Source organism: Viridibacillus sp. FSL R5-0888 (assembly GCF_038009105.1).
In the GTDB taxonomy this organism is placed as follows: domain Bacteria; phylum Bacillota; class Bacilli; order Bacillales_A; family Planococcaceae; genus Viridibacillus; species Viridibacillus arenosi.
Map to the genome: position 1 here is coordinate 693,931 of NZ_JBBPAU010000001.1, position 16,146 is coordinate 710,076.

Below are 16,146 nucleotides of genomic sequence, written 5' to 3' on the forward strand. Positions count from 1 at the left end.
ATGAAGAAATGGATGATGAGTTTATTAGTAATTATAGGTTTACTTGCAGGATGTAATAATGATGAAAAGAAAGAAGACCATGTGTCAAATAATGAAGGAACAACTGTCGAAGTAAAAGTTGATATTTTAACACCAGAAAAAGTGGAGGCAAATAAAGAGATTGAATTAGCTGCACATGTAACACAAGGTGGAGAAGATGTGAACGATGCAGATGACGTGAAATTTGAAGTATGGGAATCAGGTATGCGTGAAGATGGGCAAATGATCGAAGGTAAACTGGATGAAAAAGGTAATTACAAAGCGACTATCACTTTTGAACATGATGGAGTTTACTACATGCATGCTCACACAAATGCAAGAGGTCTACATGTTATGCCGAAACAAAAAATAATTGTGGGTAATCCAGATATGAGTAAAGTGAAAGAAGAATCAAATGACGGATCAAAAGGTATGGATCACATGAATAAGAATGATGAAGAAGATGAAGAATCGTCTAATGATTCATCAAAATAAAATAGCTCGTTATTTTGTATGGAAAACACTTGCAACTTTCAATTGTTGCGTGTAGAATAAATGACCAGATGACTAAATTAGTTTTCTGGTCATTTTTATTCAAAATGAAAGTTGGTGAGAAACAAATTGGACCGCAGACAAGAAATACTTGAAGCGGCTTCGAAGTCATTTTCTCTTTTTGGGTATAAAGCTACAACAATGGATCAAGTAGCGAAAATCGCGAACGTAGGGAAAGGAACAATTTATACTTTTTTTAGTAATAAAGAAATCCTTTTTCAAGAGATTGTCGTGAAAATGATTCAAGAGATGAAAACGGCAGCAGACGAAGCAATCTCAGCAGAACAACCATTCCAGCAAAATGCACACGCGGTGTTGATGAAAGTATTAGAGTTTCGAGAAGTACATCTTCTGTATGCAAAATTGATAGAAGAAGAAAAGGAACTTAGAACACCTGCAGTGAAACATGTGCTCATTCGAATTGAACAAGAAATTGTTAACTTTGTTGGTGACAAAATTAAAACAGCCATTAGCAAAGGTGAAATTCGGGAATGTGAACCAGATCTAGTTGCATACTTATTATTAAAAGCTTATTTTGGTTTTGTTGCTGACTGGGGAGAAACGCATGATTTTGAACTGTCAGAAGAGAAAATAGCTTCACTGTTTCGAGATACCATTTTTCGAGGTCTCTTACCGTGAGACTCTTTTTTTGAATAAAAATGACTGATTGAGAGATTCGGTCACACAGTTTTGTAGGAGGAATGAAGAATGATTAAGGCAGAGTTTGCGAAAATTCTCCGCACGAAAAAAATGCTGATTGCTATTATCGCAGTTCTTTTCGTTCCTGTACTTTATGCAGGTATGTTCCTATGGGCTTTCTGGGATCCATACGCACATTTACAGGATTTGCCAGTTGCTCTTGTCAACAATGACGAAGGCGCTGAAATAGAAGGAGAAGAACAGCAATTAGGTAATGAGTTAGTCGATAATTTACGAGATAGTAAAGAATTTAAATTTGTTGAAGTATCTAAGGCAAAAGGAGAGGAAGGATTAAAGAATCGCGATTATTATATTTTAATTGAAATTCCTGAAAACTTCTCAGAAAATGCTGGTACTTTATTAGAAGATAATCCTGAACAAATGAAAATCATTTATCGACCAAATGAAGGATACAACTTCTTAGGTGGACAAATCGGTAATACAGCAATGGAGCTTGTGCGTGCTGAAGTAAATAAAAAAGTTTCTGCTACTTATGCTGAAACGCTATTTAATAATATTGCAAAATTAGGAGACGGTTTCGGTGAAGCAGCAGATGGTGCTGTAAAACTTGAAAAGGGCTCTAACAAATTAAAAGATGGTGCTAGTCAATTAAAAGACGGTATTGGAAGTGCAGCAGATGGTGCTACTCAATTAAATGATGGTGCTAAAACAGCAGCAAAAGGATCGACAGATTTAAAAAATGGTATTGATTCAGCAGCAGATGGTGCAGGTACTTTAAACCAAGGTGCTTTATCTTTAGCAAAAGGATCTGCAGATTTGAATGCAGGTATTCTATCTGCTAAAGACGGTTCAAGCCAATTACAATCTGGTTCAACAGAATTGAAAAAAGGTACCGAAACTTTAGTGCAAGGTTTAGAAGGAAATACAGCAAATATTAATGCACTAAACGACGGTGCACAAAAAGTAAATACAGGTGTCGGTACGTTAAGTGCAGGATTAGGTCAATTAGCACCAGGTGCACAAAATGTTTCTGCAGGAGTTACGCAACTTGTAGATAGTCTAGGTACTATGACTGAAAAAGTGCCAGCCTTGCAACAGGGCGTTAAGGATACAAAAGATGGAGCTGCTGGTTTAAATGCAGGATCACAAGTTTTAGCAGCGGATACAAAAGAGCTAGTTAATCAAATTAAGGCTATGAATATTTCTGAAGAACAAAAAAGTGCTTTACTTCAATCAGCAGGAAAGATCAATGCAACTGCTACTAAAGTCAGTGAAAATGCTGCTGCGTTAAGTGAGGGAACAGCACAACTAAATAATCAAGTTTCTACTATGAAAATACCTACGTCTGATAAGGCAGTAGAATTAAAACAAGGTGCAGCAACAGTTGCAGCTGGTTTAGATAAAATGAATAAAACAGTTAGTGGAGAATTAGCTCCTGGTACAAAACAATTAGCAGCAGGCACTAATCAATTGGCTTCTAATTGGAGTACATCAATTGCTGGCGCTAAAAAACTAGATGCTGGAGCAGGCCAATTACAAGTTGGCTTAACTGATCTAACTGGTGGTTTCAATAAATTACAATCAGGTTCATCACAATTAGCTGATGGTTCATCACAACTTGCAAATGGTACACAATCATTAACAAGTGGTATGGGTCAATTACAAGATGGTTCTAGTAAACTATCAACAGGTTTAGTCACATTAAGCGGTGGTACTACATCACTTATAACAGGCTTAGATAAACTACAAGATGGCTCAAGTCAATTAAAAGACGGAACATCTGAACTAAAAGATGGTTCTAACACATTACAAGGAAAATTAAAAGAAGCGAATGAACAAGCTGCTGAAGTAAGTGCAACGCAAAAAACTTATGACATGGTCGGTGAACCAGTAGCGGTTGAGAAACAAGAAATTAACGCAGTACCTAACTACGGTACAGGTTTCGCGCCATACTTCTTAGCACTTGGTCTATTTGTAGGTGCGCTATTAATCACAATCGTCTTCCCATTAGTTGAACCAGCGATAAAACCGATTAACGGTGTTTCATGGTTTACTAGTAAAGTAGCTGTTTTGGCAGTTGTTGGATTAATTCAATCATTGGCTGCTGTTGCGATAGTCGTTTGGGGTCTAAAACTTGAACCGGTTAATATGGGTGCGTTCATTTTAATGGCGATAGTTACAAGTTATACATTCCTATCATTAACTCAAATGTTAGTATCAATTTTCTCAGATCCAGGTCGTTTTGTAGCTATCCTAATCTTGATCCTACAATTGACAACTAGTGCAGGTACATTCCCATTAGAATTAGTGCCGAAACCATTGCACATTTTCAATACATTATTACCAATGACATACTCTGTCCAAGGATTTAAAGCTGCGATTTCTACTGGAGATATGAGCTTCTTCTGGACAAATGGAGGTATTCTAGTAGGTTTCATGGTTGTTTGCTTAGCCATTACTTTTGGATACTTTGCATTAATATTTAAAAAACGTCATTCAAATACTGATGCAGTAACTGAATAATATTGAAAAAGGTTAAAGAGCAATATGCTCTTTAACCTTTTTTTGTGAAGTATTTTATGTAAAAAGAAAAAACGAAGAGAGTGGTTCAGGCTCTCTTCGCTTTTCAAAAGTAAGCGATTTAATATAGGTTCATCTCTAAGGTTCAATTAGTGATGAATGTGAGCTATCAATCGAATGGGGAATTCGGTTGATCAATAATTAACGATTAAAGAGAATTGCAATGTTCACAAGTGTTTGAATAGCACTCGCTTTGTTCTTCTATTTTCTCACCGCATACAGTGCATTGTTTTGCGGGTAAATTTTTGAAAAATTCAACGACATTTTCTAACATTGTGTTTCGCCTCCTAAGTAATCTGTTATATTACTGTTTTGTTATTATGTATTGTATTATAACAGAGACATTTATGTCAATACAAAAACCTAATTTTAAGTTAAAATAATTGTTGAGACACGAAAGAGGAGTGAAATGAATGTTTTTTATAGATAATAAAGGTATTACAGATCCACGCATTAACTTAGCCATTGAGGAGTATGCGTTAAAAACGATGGATGTAGAGAAAGATTCTTTTTTACTGTTCTATATCAATCAACCCTCAATTATTATTGGTCGAAATCAAAATACAGTAGAAGAGATAAATACTGATTATGTTGAAGACAATGGCATTATCGTTGTACGTCGATTATCTGGTGGTGGTGCCGTGTATCATGATTTAGGAAATTTAAACTTCAGTTTCTTAACAAAAGATGACGGAGATAGCTTCCAAAACTTTAAAAAATTCACTCAGCCAGTAGTGGATGCATTACAAAAAATGGGTATTAACTCGGAATTGTCAGGTCGTAATGATATTATGGCTGAAGGTCGTAAAATATCAGGTAACGCTCAATTCTCAACAAAAGGTCGTATGTTCAGCCATGGGACATTATTGTTTGATACAGAAATTGATGCAGTTGTTTCAGCTTTAAAAGTGAAAAAAGAGAAAATCGAATCAAAAGGAATCAAATCGATTCGATCACGTGTAGCGAATATTACAGAATTTATGAATGAACCAATGACAGTTGAAGAATTCCGCCTGGAAATCTTAAAATCAATTTTCGGTGGCGAAGAGAACATACAATATTATGAGCTAACTGATGAAGACTGGGCTAATATCTACAAATTATCTGAAGAACGTTACCAACAATGGGATTGGAACTACGGTCAATCTCCAAAATTCAACCTACAACGCTCTCAACGTTTCCCTTCAGGAAGTATTGATGTGCGTTTAGAAGTGAAAAAAGGCGTTATGGAGGAAGTGCATATTTTCGGCGATTTCTTTGGCGTTGGTGATATGGCAGATGTAGAACAAGCATTAGTAGGGAAAAATTATGAACGCAATGTTATTGAGGAAGCACTAAATGCTATCGATGTACCAACATACTTTGGTGGTGTTACGAAAGAACAATTTATACAATTAATTTATTAATTAAATTTGACAGCATAATGTTTGAAATTGCGGTCAAGATGAAGGGGAGAGTGGAATGAATACTCATCGTATATTAATCGTAGAGGATGATTTGAAAATTGCTTCGTTACTTGCTGATACTTTGCGCAAATATCATTATGAAGTAAAAACTGTAGAATCTTTTGATAGCATCCTTGAAGAGTTTACGGCGTTCGATCCTCATCTTGTTTTGCTTGATATTAATTTACCTTCTTATGATGGATATTATTGGTGTCGTCAGCTTAGACAGTTGACGACTTGTCCAATTATTTTTATATCAGCTCGTTCAGGCGAAATGGACCAAATTTTTGCACTTGAAAATGGTGGAGATGATTTCATTACGAAACCGTTCCATTACGAAATCGTGCTAGCAAAAATAAAGAGTCATTTACGTCGGTCATATGGAGAATATGCTACTAAGCAAGAAGAGAGAACTGTAAAACAAGGTCAGCTGCATCTATTTTTAGAACGTATGGAATTGCATACAAAACAAGCTCAAATTCCATTACAAAAAAAAGAATGTGTAATTCTAGAATTGTTGATGGGACAAGCTCCTAAAGTTGTTTCTCGAGAGCAGTTACTAGAAGAGCTGTGGGACGATCAAGCATTTGTAGATGAGAATACGTTAAATGTGAACATGACACGTGTACGAAAGAAGTTGTCAGATTATGAAGTTCAGTCGACGATTGAAACAGTTAGAGGCGCGGGATATAGGTTTGTATTACACTCAGAGGAGTCTTAATAATGCCGAATGTCAGATTATTTCTGAAGGATAATATTACATTAGTCTTTTTTGAAGTGCTATTAGTGTTATTTATTTTAGTGTTATATTGGCTAGACGGCTTCCGAAATGTAGATACAGCAGTGTATTCCATTGTGATTACATTAATATTAACGTTCACATATTTAGCGACTCGTTATATTATGCGTCAATCTTTCTATAAAAAGATATCTGTTAAGCCTAGAGCAATGGAAGATGCATTACAAAAAAATGCAAAAACACCAGAGCATTTGCAAACAGAGATTTTCATCCATACACTTTATAAAATATATCAACTAGAAGTACAGGCTTTATATGCAAAACAAAATCGACATTTACAATTCATGAATCAATGGGTACATCAAATGAAAACACCTCTTGCTGTATTAGAATTACTATTGCAAGAAGATGGTGAATTAGATAAGAAGAGTGTGCAAGAAGAAGTTGATCGTATGAAACGTAGTCTTGAAACAGTATTGATGAATGCGAGAATCGATACGTTTGAAGAGGATATGAAAATCGAACAGGTTGAACTTCGTCAAATGGTGATTGAGGCAGTTAATGAGCATAAACGGTTATTTATTGCGCATCGTGTTTATCCTGATATTGCGATAGATGAAAAACTTATGGTTCCAACTGATTCAAAATGGATGAAATTTATTATTGGTCAATTTATTACAAATGCAGTTAAATATACGTTTGAAGAGGGTAAAAAAATATATTTATCCACGGAAGTTGTAGAAAACCATATTGAACTGACAATTAGAGATGAAGGAATAGGTATACCTTCATCAGATTTGAAGCGTGTAACACGTGCATTTTTTACAGGTGAGAATGGACGTAAAACAGGTGAATCAACAGGAATGGGTTTGTATTTAGCCCAAGAGGTTTGTGATAAATTGGGACACCAGTTATTAATCGAATCTGAGGTTGGGAAAGGGACGAAGATGAAGGTTTTGTTTAACCGTTCGTAGGGCGTTTTCAGTATTTCAAAGGGTTCGGCTTCGGACGCCAGTTGCTCGAGTCCTCGGCATAAGACTGATATAGCGTCTTGTATTCGAGCCTTCCACGCTTGGCGCGCGCCAAAGGGTGTGGATCACGTAACCGTTGTGTCAGGACGACACGAACTTTGGTTACGGAAGGGAGCCGGCCACATTTCATAGAAGGTGAGGTGGATTTGTGTCTATCTTGAAAATTGATGAAGTTACAAAAGTTTATGAAGGAAAAGTTACGCATCGAGCGCTTAATCAGCTGAGTTTTGAAGTAGAGAAAGGCGAATTTTTGGCTGTCATGGGTCCTTCAGGCAGCGGCAAAACGACGTTGTTAAATGTTGTCTCAACGATAGATACACCTACGTCAGGTGAAATCACCGTAGATGGCATTAAGCCTCATGAGTTGAAAAAAAACGAACTGGCTTATTTTCGACGTCGTCAACTTGGCTTCGTGTTTCAAGATTTCAACTTATTACAGATGCTAACGGTTGAGGAGAATATGGTATTACCTTTGACTTTGGATAATATGGATGTTGAGCTAATGGAAGAGCGGGTGCAGAATGTATCCAAGCAGTTAGGCATTCAGTCTATTTTAGAGAAACGTCCAAACGAAATTTCTGGTGGACAAGCCCAAAAGACGGCAATTGGACGAGCTCTTATTCATAAACCATCTCTAATTTTAGCAGATGAACCAACTGGAAATTTAGATTCCAATTCTTCAAGAGATGTGTTAGAGCTGTTAGGCAGAATAAATAAAAAAGAGGGTACGACAATCGTAATGGTGACGCATGATCCAATTGCAGCAAGTTATTGTGATCGTGTGTTATTTATCAAAGATGGTGAGTATTTCAATGAAATCTATAAAGATGATCATCGTCAGACATTTTTCCAAGGAATTTTGAATGTGCTCAGTCTATTGGGAGGTCATGTCGGTGACTTTTCGACAGTTCGCCTACCGTAATGTTATAAGAAATTATCGAGTTTATGCAGCGTTTTTTATGTCGAGCGTATCGTCAGTTATGGTGTTTTTTATTTACTCGATGCTTATGTTTCATCCGAAGGTAGAGGATGAGTTTCTACGGGAAATTGCGTTCCAAGGAATGTTTATCGCTGAAGTCATTTTAGTGCTATTTATGATGTTCTTTTTATTCTACTCGATGCGTGCATTTCTTCAGGCACGTTCCAAGGAATTTGGTTTACTCATGCATCTAGGAATGGAAAAACGTCAGCTAAATAAGTTGGTATTACTTGAGACGATAATTATTGGAGTAACTTCCATTATTCTAGGGATTGTATTTGGTTATGCCTTTGCGAAATTCTTTTTTATGATTGTTCGTGAAATATTACAAATTGATAGCCTTCCTTTGTATTTTTCTTGGGAGCCATTTGCATTAACAATTGGAACGTTTACAAGTTTATTTGTAATCATTACGTTTGTTAGTGTGATGTTCATACGAGATCGTGATGTTATCGATTTACTAAAAGGTTACTGGGGTAATGAACAGACAGCTTCTTATTCAAAATGGCGAGCTATTTTAGGTGTGTTGATATTAATTCTTTCTTATGTGCTAGCTTCATTAACGACACAAGAACGGTTAATGGTTTTATCAGCAATATTACCACCTTTAGCAAGTTTGGGGACGTATTTGTTTTTCACGGATACACTGCAGTGGCTTATGTCTTTTGTACGTGCTCGAAAGAAAATGTATTGGCATAAGTATCGTTTAATAACTGTTTCGGAAGTGTCTGTTATTATGCGAGAAAATGCGCGTATGTTTTTTATCTCTTGCATGGTTTCCACCTTGGCTTTTTTAGCTATGGGTACTCTAATCTCTATGTCGACATTTACTCATCAGTTTCATCGGCTAAATCCATTAGGCCTCGTCTATTCCAGTAAAATAGACAACCCTTATGAAGAAGCACATATTAATGGTTTGACGAAAGAATTAGAAGCTAAAGGACTTTCTTATCATTTAAATAAGTTTACTGTTAAACGTCAAACATCTTCTAATACTCAACAACCGGTAAAAATTATTCGACAATCAGATATTAATCGACTGGCACTTGTATTTGGTTATCCTGTTGTCAATTTGGATCAAGGGGAGGCCATCTTTTTAGCTTACTCTGAGAAGTCTCTGGAAGAATTAAAGAACAAAAAGGTCAGGACAGTTTTACAAGAAAATAGTATTCCACTCTACATCAATTCAGTTTATCCACGTGTTCTTTTTTCCCCTACTGAGCTTGGAACGAATGTCATTGTGATAAATGATGATGATTTCAATTTAATTGATGAAGCAATGGTTGGAGCAAATGCCGAACAGTCCACAAATCACTTGTATGTATTTCATGTACCACAGTGGACAGCTACTAAGAACATTGGAGTAGAGTTAGATGCGATGGTGACAGATGCTTACCTGAATAATCATCAAGGAGAATTACCATTTTACTTTGAGAATTCCGGCTTAGATTATTCATTCATTCGTTCGACTTTTGCATTGTTATTGTTTATTGGCTTATTGGCAGCTTCTGTGTTTTTCTTAGCATCTGGTAGTTTTATTTACTTTAAGTTATATACGGGTTTAGAGCGAGATAAGCAGCAATTTAATGCACTCAGGAGAATGGGGATTACGGAAAGAGAACTACGGAAAATTGTGAATAGACAGTTGATACCACAGTTCTTTTTACCTTGGGGTCTAGCAATGTTGCACAGTACATTTGCATTTATGTCATTACAGGCATTTTGGATAGGTATTGCAGAGCTTTCAATATTGAGGGAAATATTAATCGTTTTAATAGCTATCACTTGTGTTCAATTTTTATATTTCTATTTAATTCGCTGGCGTTATTTATCCCATATTCGCTAATGCTAATTACCTCTAATGTTATAGAACTACGCAAGTCTATCAATTACCTCTGGTGATTGATAGGCTTTTTTGGTGGTGAAAATTCTAAATACTACTTTTCGCTAAAATTAGCTGTTTGTTGTTTTATTTTGTAAATTTTTATATAATGAAGACAGAAATGAATGACTATTCATTCTATTCTAACAAAGGGGAGATGAGTATATGAATTTAGTTTCGGCAGTTCATAAAACATCAAAAGAGCAACCAGAAAAGATTGCGTATCATTTTATGGGGAAAGATACGAATTATGGTGAATTTGAAGAATCAGTTGCACGCTTTGCTTCAGCTTTAAAGGGATTAGGGGTAGGAAATGGGGATCATGTTGCGTTTTTACTTGGCAATACACCTCATTTTTTAATTTCTTTATATGCAACAATGCGCGTAGGGGCAACTGTAATTCCGATTAATCCAATTTACACACCAGATGAGATTACGTATATTGTACGTAATGGAGATGCAAAAGTAGTTATTGCATTAGATTCTTTATTGCCATTAGTTAAAGTAGGCGTAACTGCATTTCCGAATGTAGAAGCATTCATTGTATGTGAAACTGCTCCTGAAACAGCAGCTAAGTTGACAGAGTTAGAAAGCCCTGTAAAAGAAAAAGTAAGATCATTTTCAATGTTGCTTGCTTCATCTTCAGCAGATTTTGAACCTACAGAATTAAATCCAGAAGATACAGCTATTATTTTGTATACTTCAGGAACGACAGGACAACCCAAGGGTGCTATGTTAACACATAAAAACCTTTTTTCAAATGCGCGTGATGTAGCGGAGTATTTGACTATTTCTCCTGAAGATCGTGTGATTACGGCTTTACCGGTCTTTCATGTGTTTGCCCTTACGGTAGTAGTGAATGCACCACTATTAAATGCGGCAACATTATTGATTGTACCTAGGTTCAGTCCAAAAGATGTATTCGAAATTGCAAGAGAGCATAAGGCTACTGTTTTTGCGGGAGTACCAACAATGTACAATTTCTTATATCAATTCCCAAACGGTAATCCAGAAGATTTCTCATCAATTCGTTTAGCTATATCTGGAGGTTCTTCTTTACCGGTAGCATTGCTACATAACTTTGAAGACAAGTTTAACGTGAATATTTCCGAAGGCTATGGCTTATCTGAGGCATCACCAGTAACAAGTTTTAACCCACTAGATCGTGAGAGAAAGCCTGGTTCAATTGGTACCAACATCGTCAATGTAGAAAACAAAGTATTCAACCAATTAGGAGAGGAATTACCTGTTGGTGAAGTAGGCGAACTTGTTGTCAAAGGTCCTAATGTGATGAAAGGCTATTATAAAATGCCAGAAGAAACAGCAGTAACTATTCGTGATGGTTGGTTATATACAGGAGACCTTGCGAAAATGGACGAGGAAGGTTACTTCTATATTGTTGATCGAAAGAAAGATATGATCATAGTCGGTGGCTATAATGTCTATCCGCGTGAGGTGGAAGAAGTACTATATGCACACCCAGGTATCGTGGAAGCTGCAGTAATAGGTTTACCGGATCTCAATTTTGGTGAAGAAGTCTTTGCGTATGTGGTGTTGAAAGACCTGAATCTAACTACTGAAGATATCTATGAATATTGTCAAGAAAAGCTAGTGAAATATAAAATACCAAAGCAAATTGAAATTATTGAAGAGCTACCTAAAAATACGACGGGGAAAATTTTGCGTCGTTCTTTGAAGGAACATGCTCTAAATAAATAATAAAAAGGAGATGCCTATAAGGCATCTCCTTTCTTTACTTTTTATTTTTATAAATTACCTGATACATAATATAGACAAATAAAATCCATATCGGACCGACAATAAGTGCGATTCGAGTATCTGGGAAGTAAGCCATTAAAATCATGACGAGTGATAAAAAGGCAAGAGCTAAATATGGTCCGACTGGATACATAAATGCTTTATATTTTAGTTTAGATACTTGTGCTTTTGATAATGATTTCCGGAATTTTAATTGAGTAATTAAAATAATTGCCCATGTCCAGATGGCTCCGAAAGTAGATATACTAGTCACCCATACGAATACTTTTTCAGCGACAAAATAGTTCAGCGCCACACCGATTAATAATACGAATGCAGATGCCATAATGGCTGTAGCCGGTACGCCACCTTTACTAATTTTCGCAAATAATTTTGGTGCTTGTTTTTGTTCAGCCAAGTTAAATAGCATACGGCCAGTACTGAAAATACCACCATTACAGCTAGATAATGCGGCTGTTAAAACAACAAAGTTAATAATCCCTGCAGCATAACGTAAACCAATTTTATCAAACATTAAAACGAACGGACTACCTGTAGAGCCTACTTCGTTCCATGGATAAATCGACATGATTACAAGTAATGCACCTACGTAGAATAATAAAATACGCCAAAGAACAGTATCGATTGCTTTAGGAATAACTTTTTCAGGGTTTTTAGCTTCACCAGCCGTAATCCCGATCATTTCGATACCTAGATAAGCGAACATTACTATTGGTAAGGACATGAAAACACCTTGTATACCATTCGGGAAAAATCCACCATGGCTCCATAAATTACTAAAGCCAACAGCAATACCACCATTGCCAATACCAAATAAAATAACACCTAATCCAAGTACAATCATTGAAATAATGGCAAGGATTTTAATGAGTGCAAACCAAAATTCAAATTCACCATAAGCTTTTACAGCAATTAAATTTACCATAACCATGACAATTAACGCTGCTAAAGCCCATAACCATTTTGGAGAATCTGGGAACCAAAGTTGCATATACACGCCAACTGCTGTAATTTCTGCCATACAAGTAACAATCCACAAGAACCAATAGTTCCAGCCTGTTATAAATCCAGCTAGAGGACCTAAATAATCTCTAGCATAGCGACTAAATGAACCGGCAACTGGATTGTTTACGGCCATTTCGCCAAGCGAACGCATAATAATGAAAATAACAGCGCCACCAAGTGCATAAGCAATTAAAATAGCTGGTCCAGCTAATTTTATTGCTCCTGCAGAACCTAAAAATAGACCGACTCCTATGGCGGCACCGAGCGACATCAACGTAATGTGTCGTTGCTCCAACCCACGTTGGAGCTCTGGTTTCTTGTTCATAATGTAAGACTCCTTCGATGCTAATGATAACTCCCCTATATTATCATAAAATTTAATGAATAAAAATCCAGACGCCATGGTAATAAGAAAAAATATGTAAACTCTTTGTCTTTATAAGTAATTTATGGTTACAATACATATATATGTTTGATTAATGCAAATATATTGAAAATTAAAGAGGTTTTCATATAAATGAAAGGGGAGTTTTTTTATGTCAAAGCGTTTATTGAAAGCAGAGGATTTATATGTCTTGCACTCTATCACAAATCCACAATTATCTCCAAGTGGTGAAGAGGCAGTTTTTGTTCGTACAAGTATTGATGAAGAAAAAAACAAATATATAGCGCATTTATTTCATTTAGATATTAAAAGTGGAGCAGTAACGCAGTGGTCGTATGGGGAAGATCGTATTTCATCGCCCACTTGGTCAGCGGATGGGCGAAATGTTGCATTTTTATCGAATCGCAATGAAAAAAATCAAATTTACATTATTTCTAAACATGGTGGAGAGGCGCGTCAGCTTACAACATTAGAAAATGGTGTTTCACAATTCAAATGGTCACCGTGCGGTCAGAGTATTTGGTTTAGTGGCCGACTTAAGGAAGGTAAAAACTTCTCAGATGTAGCTGAAAAAGAAGAAAAGAAAAAGCCAACTGCTTATGTAGTAGAAGGTATGAAATATAAAGCTGATAGTATAGGGTTACTACCTCAAGATAGTTATAATCATATTGGTAAAATTGAAGTAGCATCTGCTGATATTGAATTGTTTACTGAAGGCAATCATAATTACAGCATTGAAGCAGTATCCCATGATGGTAAAAAGTTAGTTTTATCAGTGAATCGTGCAGAAAATAAAGATTTTGATTTCAGTCGGCACCTGCTATTAGTTGATATTGAAACAAAGGAAGAGACGACCATTCTAAATGAAGAAGGTTCTTATGGAGATGCATATTTTTCATATGATGATCGGTACATAGCATTTTATGGTGGTAATCATTCATACAAAAACGCGACACATGGTGCAATTTATATTTACGATACAGAAGAGCAGTATTATAGAAACTTAACTGAAGGTTTTGATGCGCCAATTGGAGATCTTGCTGTTGCGGATCATCAGCAAGGAGCTACTGCACCAACTGTTGTGTGGACGAAAGCGAATGACCTTTATTTCCAAGTCTCTACTATGGGAGATATTCGAGTATATTATGCAACATTGGATGGTGCGATTTATCCAGCAAGTCCTGAAAATGAACATGTTTATGGCTACGATGTTGAGCGTGATGGTTCGTTCGCGCTGTTAGCGATTAGCAATCCTATAATGCCAGGTGAACTTTTTAAATATGATGTGACTACAGGTGAAAGACAGCAAATGACTCATTTCAATGATGCTTTTGTGAACGAGGTTGAACTTGTTCAACCTGAAGCAATTTCTTATAAAAGTTCAGATGGATTTGATGTATACGGTTGGTTGATGAAGCCGGCTCAGTATGTAGAAGGTAATAAATATCCACTAATCGTTGAAATTCACGGTGGACCGCATGCGATGTATGCTAATACATTTTTCCATGAGTTGCAGTTGCTTGCAGCGCAAGGTTATGGCGTCCTTTATGTAAATCCAAGAGGAAGCCACGGTTATAGCCAAGAATTTGTAGATGCCGTACGTGGTGACTATGGTGGTGGAGATTATGCAGACATTATGGCTGGATTAGATGCGGTTATTGCGGATCAGGATTGGATTGATACAGATCGACTTGGAGTTACTGGTGGTAGCTACGGTGGTTTTATGACAAACTGGATTGTAGGTCATACAAATCGCTTTAAGGCAGCTGTTACACAGCGCTCAATCTCGAACTGGATTAGCTTCTATGGTGTATCAGATATTGGTTACTATTTCAGTGATTGGCAAATCGGTACAGATATGAAAGATGTAGAAAAGCTATGGCAACATTCACCGCTTAAATATGCAGAAAATGTGGAGACGCCATTATTAATCTTGCATAGTGAAAAGGATTTCCGTTGTCCAATAGAACAAGCAGAACAACTGTATATTACGTTAAAGTCTATGGGGAAGGAAACCCAGTTTGTGAGATTCCCAGACGCAGATCATAACTTATCTCGAGCAGGATTACCGAATCTACGTATAGAAAGACTTGAGCAAATTACAGGCTGGTTCGAGAAATATTTATAATATTAACGTTTTAGGGTTATATTTGATTTGATGACAAGTCTACAAAGTAAGAATAAGGGTAGTAATTTCTATAAACTAAGTTGTTATGAGTACATTACTTAAAGTAAACAAATAACTTCATAACGAGTGCATAATAAATATAAAAGTTCCGCACGATTTGCGGAACTTTTTATATTTCACAACGTTTATTAAAAGCATACATATTTATAAATCCGTGACAGTATAGTGAGAAAACAGTATGATAAACAAGTGAGAAAAAAAGATTGTGAGTGAATTGAATGATTGAACTTATACAGAACTTATTTAGCTTTATAATGCATATTGATCAACATCTCGTTGAAATAATTCAACAATTTGGTGTTTGGTCATATGGTATTATCTTTTCCATTGTTTTTGTAGAAACGGGTGTTGTAATATTCCCGTTCTTACCAGGTGATTCATTACTATTTGCCAGCGGAGCATTTGCTGCACTTGGAGCATTTAATTTACCGATTCTTCTTTTAGTTTTTTTCGTAGCAGCTGTATTTGGAGATTCGGTAAACTATGAGATTGGACAAAAAGTTGGAACGGCTATTTCACCTAAGAGCTTTTTAGGACGTATTATTAATCAAGACCGTATGCAAAAAGCACAGGATTTCTTTAATAAGCATGGTGGGAAAACGATTATCTTCGCTCGTTTCATGCCATTTATTCGAACGTTCATCCCATTTGTAGCCGGTGCTAGCCGAATGCATTATCGTCAATTTTTAATGTATAACATTATAGGTGCATTCTTATGGGTAGGTATTTGTACATTAGCAGGTTACTTCTTTGGTAATATCCCAATAGTTAAAGACAACTTCTCAAAAGTAATATTAATTATTATTTTTGTTTCAGTTTTACCAGCAATCATTGGTTTATTGAAATCCAGAGTAAAGAAATAAATAATAGTAGTAGAACACTTTAGTTAATTGGCTAAAGTGT

At 36.2% G+C, this 16,146-nt stretch carries 13 protein-coding genes; 11 read left to right on the forward strand and 2 right to left on the reverse strand.

What is annotated here, in order from left to right; genetic code table 11:
- The 3 genes from MKY02_RS03405 to MKY02_RS03415 all read left to right on the forward strand — a co-directional run bounded on the left by MKY02_RS03405 (position 1) and on the right by MKY02_RS03415 (position 3,753).
- Complete coding sequence (locus MKY02_RS03405) at positions 1–513, forward strand: FixH family protein (RefSeq protein WP_038188947.1); 513 nt, start codon at positions 1–3, stop codon at positions 511–513.
- Between the two features lie 126 nt (positions 514–639).
- Entirely contained in the window at positions 640–1,209 is a 570-nt protein-coding gene (locus MKY02_RS03410; protein ID WP_038188944.1) for a TetR/AcrR family transcriptional regulator, read from the forward strand.
- Positions 1,210–1,278: 69 nt separating this feature from the next.
- Positions 1,279–3,753 (forward strand): YhgE/Pip domain-containing protein, encoded by a 2,475-nt coding sequence (locus MKY02_RS03415; RefSeq protein WP_051448807.1) that lies wholly within the window; start codon positions 1,279–1,281, stop codon positions 3,751–3,753.
- Between the two features lie 205 nt (positions 3,754–3,958).
- Here the strand turns inward: MKY02_RS03415 and yhfH are convergent, their stop codons facing one another.
- Entirely contained in the window at positions 3,959–4,084 is a 126-nt protein-coding gene (yhfH, locus tag MKY02_RS03420) for a protein YhfH (protein WP_076034471.1), read from the reverse strand.
- Positions 4,085–4,223: 139 nt separating this feature from the next.
- Between yhfH and MKY02_RS03425 the strand changes: the two genes are divergently transcribed.
- The 6 genes from MKY02_RS03425 to MKY02_RS03450 all read left to right on the forward strand — a co-directional run bounded on the left by MKY02_RS03425 (position 4,224) and on the right by MKY02_RS03450 (position 11,605).
- Positions 4,224–5,216 (forward strand): lipoate--protein ligase, encoded by a 993-nt coding sequence (locus tag MKY02_RS03425; RefSeq protein ID WP_038188941.1) that lies wholly within the window; start codon positions 4,224–4,226, stop codon positions 5,214–5,216.
- Positions 5,217–5,271: 55 nt separating this feature from the next.
- Entirely contained in the window at positions 5,272–5,976 is a 705-nt protein-coding gene (locus MKY02_RS03430) for a response regulator transcription factor (RefSeq protein WP_038188939.1), read from the forward strand.
- Positions 5,977–5,978: 2 nt separating this feature from the next.
- Complete coding sequence (locus MKY02_RS03435; protein ID WP_038188936.1) at positions 5,979–6,968, forward strand: sensor histidine kinase; 990 nt, start codon at positions 5,979–5,981, stop codon at positions 6,966–6,968.
- Positions 6,969–7,173: 205 nt separating this feature from the next.
- The gene (locus tag MKY02_RS03440; protein ID WP_038188932.1) at positions 7,174–7,947 is read left to right on the forward strand and encodes an ABC transporter ATP-binding protein; all 774 of its coding nucleotides are present in this window, start codon (positions 7,174–7,176) and stop codon (positions 7,945–7,947) included.
- A complete protein-coding gene (locus MKY02_RS03445) occupies positions 7,913–9,850 on the forward strand; it encodes an ABC transporter permease (protein WP_327192202.1) in 1,938 nt (645 codons plus the stop codon). The genes MKY02_RS03440 and MKY02_RS03445 overlap by 35 nt, the downstream gene beginning before the upstream one ends.
- Before the next feature lie 201 nt (positions 9,851–10,051).
- Positions 10,052–11,605, forward strand: coding sequence for a fatty acid--CoA ligase family protein (locus MKY02_RS03450; RefSeq protein ID WP_340710622.1), 1,554 nt, complete (start codon positions 10,052–10,054; stop codon positions 11,603–11,605).
- A 34-nt stretch (positions 11,606–11,639) separates the two neighbouring features.
- On the opposite strand, the gene MKY02_RS03455 is transcribed toward MKY02_RS03450, so the two are convergent.
- Positions 11,640–12,995, reverse strand: a complete 1,356-nt coding sequence (locus MKY02_RS03455; protein ID WP_038188924.1) for an amino acid permease — start codon at positions 12,993–12,995, stop codon at positions 11,640–11,642.
- A 211-nt stretch (positions 12,996–13,206) separates the two neighbouring features.
- Between MKY02_RS03455 and MKY02_RS03460 the strand changes: the two genes are divergently transcribed.
- Both MKY02_RS03460 and MKY02_RS03465 read left to right on the forward strand, forming a co-directional pair.
- Positions 13,207–15,183, forward strand: coding sequence for a S9 family peptidase (locus MKY02_RS03460; protein ID WP_038188921.1), 1,977 nt, complete (start codon positions 13,207–13,209; stop codon positions 15,181–15,183).
- 281 nt (positions 15,184–15,464) lie between these two features.
- Complete coding sequence (locus MKY02_RS03465) at positions 15,465–16,106, forward strand: DedA family protein (protein ID WP_370588356.1); 642 nt, start codon at positions 15,465–15,467, stop codon at positions 16,104–16,106.
- Positions 16,107–16,146: the final 40 nt, after the last annotated feature.

What these genes read in the sequence shown, in the direction of transcription:
- MKY02_RS03405 (WP_038188947.1), top strand. Translation starts at nt 1, where the DNA reads ATGAAGAAATGGATGATGAGTTTATTAGTAATTATAGGTTTACTTGCA.
- MKY02_RS03415 (WP_051448807.1), top strand. Translation starts at nt 1,279, where the DNA reads ATGATTAAGGCAGAGTTTGCGAAAATTCTCCGCACGAAAAAAATGCTG.
- yhfH (WP_076034471.1), bottom strand. Translation starts at nt 4,084, where the DNA reads ATGTTAGAAAATGTCGTTGAATTTTTCAAAAATTTACCCGCAAAACAA.
- MKY02_RS03425 (WP_038188941.1), top strand. Translation starts at nt 4,224, where the DNA reads ATGTTTTTTATAGATAATAAAGGTATTACAGATCCACGCATTAACTTA.
- MKY02_RS03430 (WP_038188939.1), top strand. Translation starts at nt 5,272, where the DNA reads ATGAATACTCATCGTATATTAATCGTAGAGGATGATTTGAAAATTGCT.
- MKY02_RS03435 (WP_038188936.1), top strand. Translation starts at nt 5,979, where the DNA reads ATGCCGAATGTCAGATTATTTCTGAAGGATAATATTACATTAGTCTTT.
- MKY02_RS03445 (WP_327192202.1), top strand. Translation starts at nt 7,913, where the DNA reads ATGTCGGTGACTTTTCGACAGTTCGCCTACCGTAATGTTATAAGAAAT.
- MKY02_RS03450 (WP_340710622.1), top strand. Translation starts at nt 10,052, where the DNA reads ATGAATTTAGTTTCGGCAGTTCATAAAACATCAAAAGAGCAACCAGAA.
- MKY02_RS03455 (WP_038188924.1), bottom strand. Translation starts at nt 12,995, where the DNA reads ATGAACAAGAAACCAGAGCTCCAACGTGGGTTGGAGCAACGACACATT.
- MKY02_RS03460 (WP_038188921.1), top strand. Translation starts at nt 13,207, where the DNA reads ATGTCAAAGCGTTTATTGAAAGCAGAGGATTTATATGTCTTGCACTCT.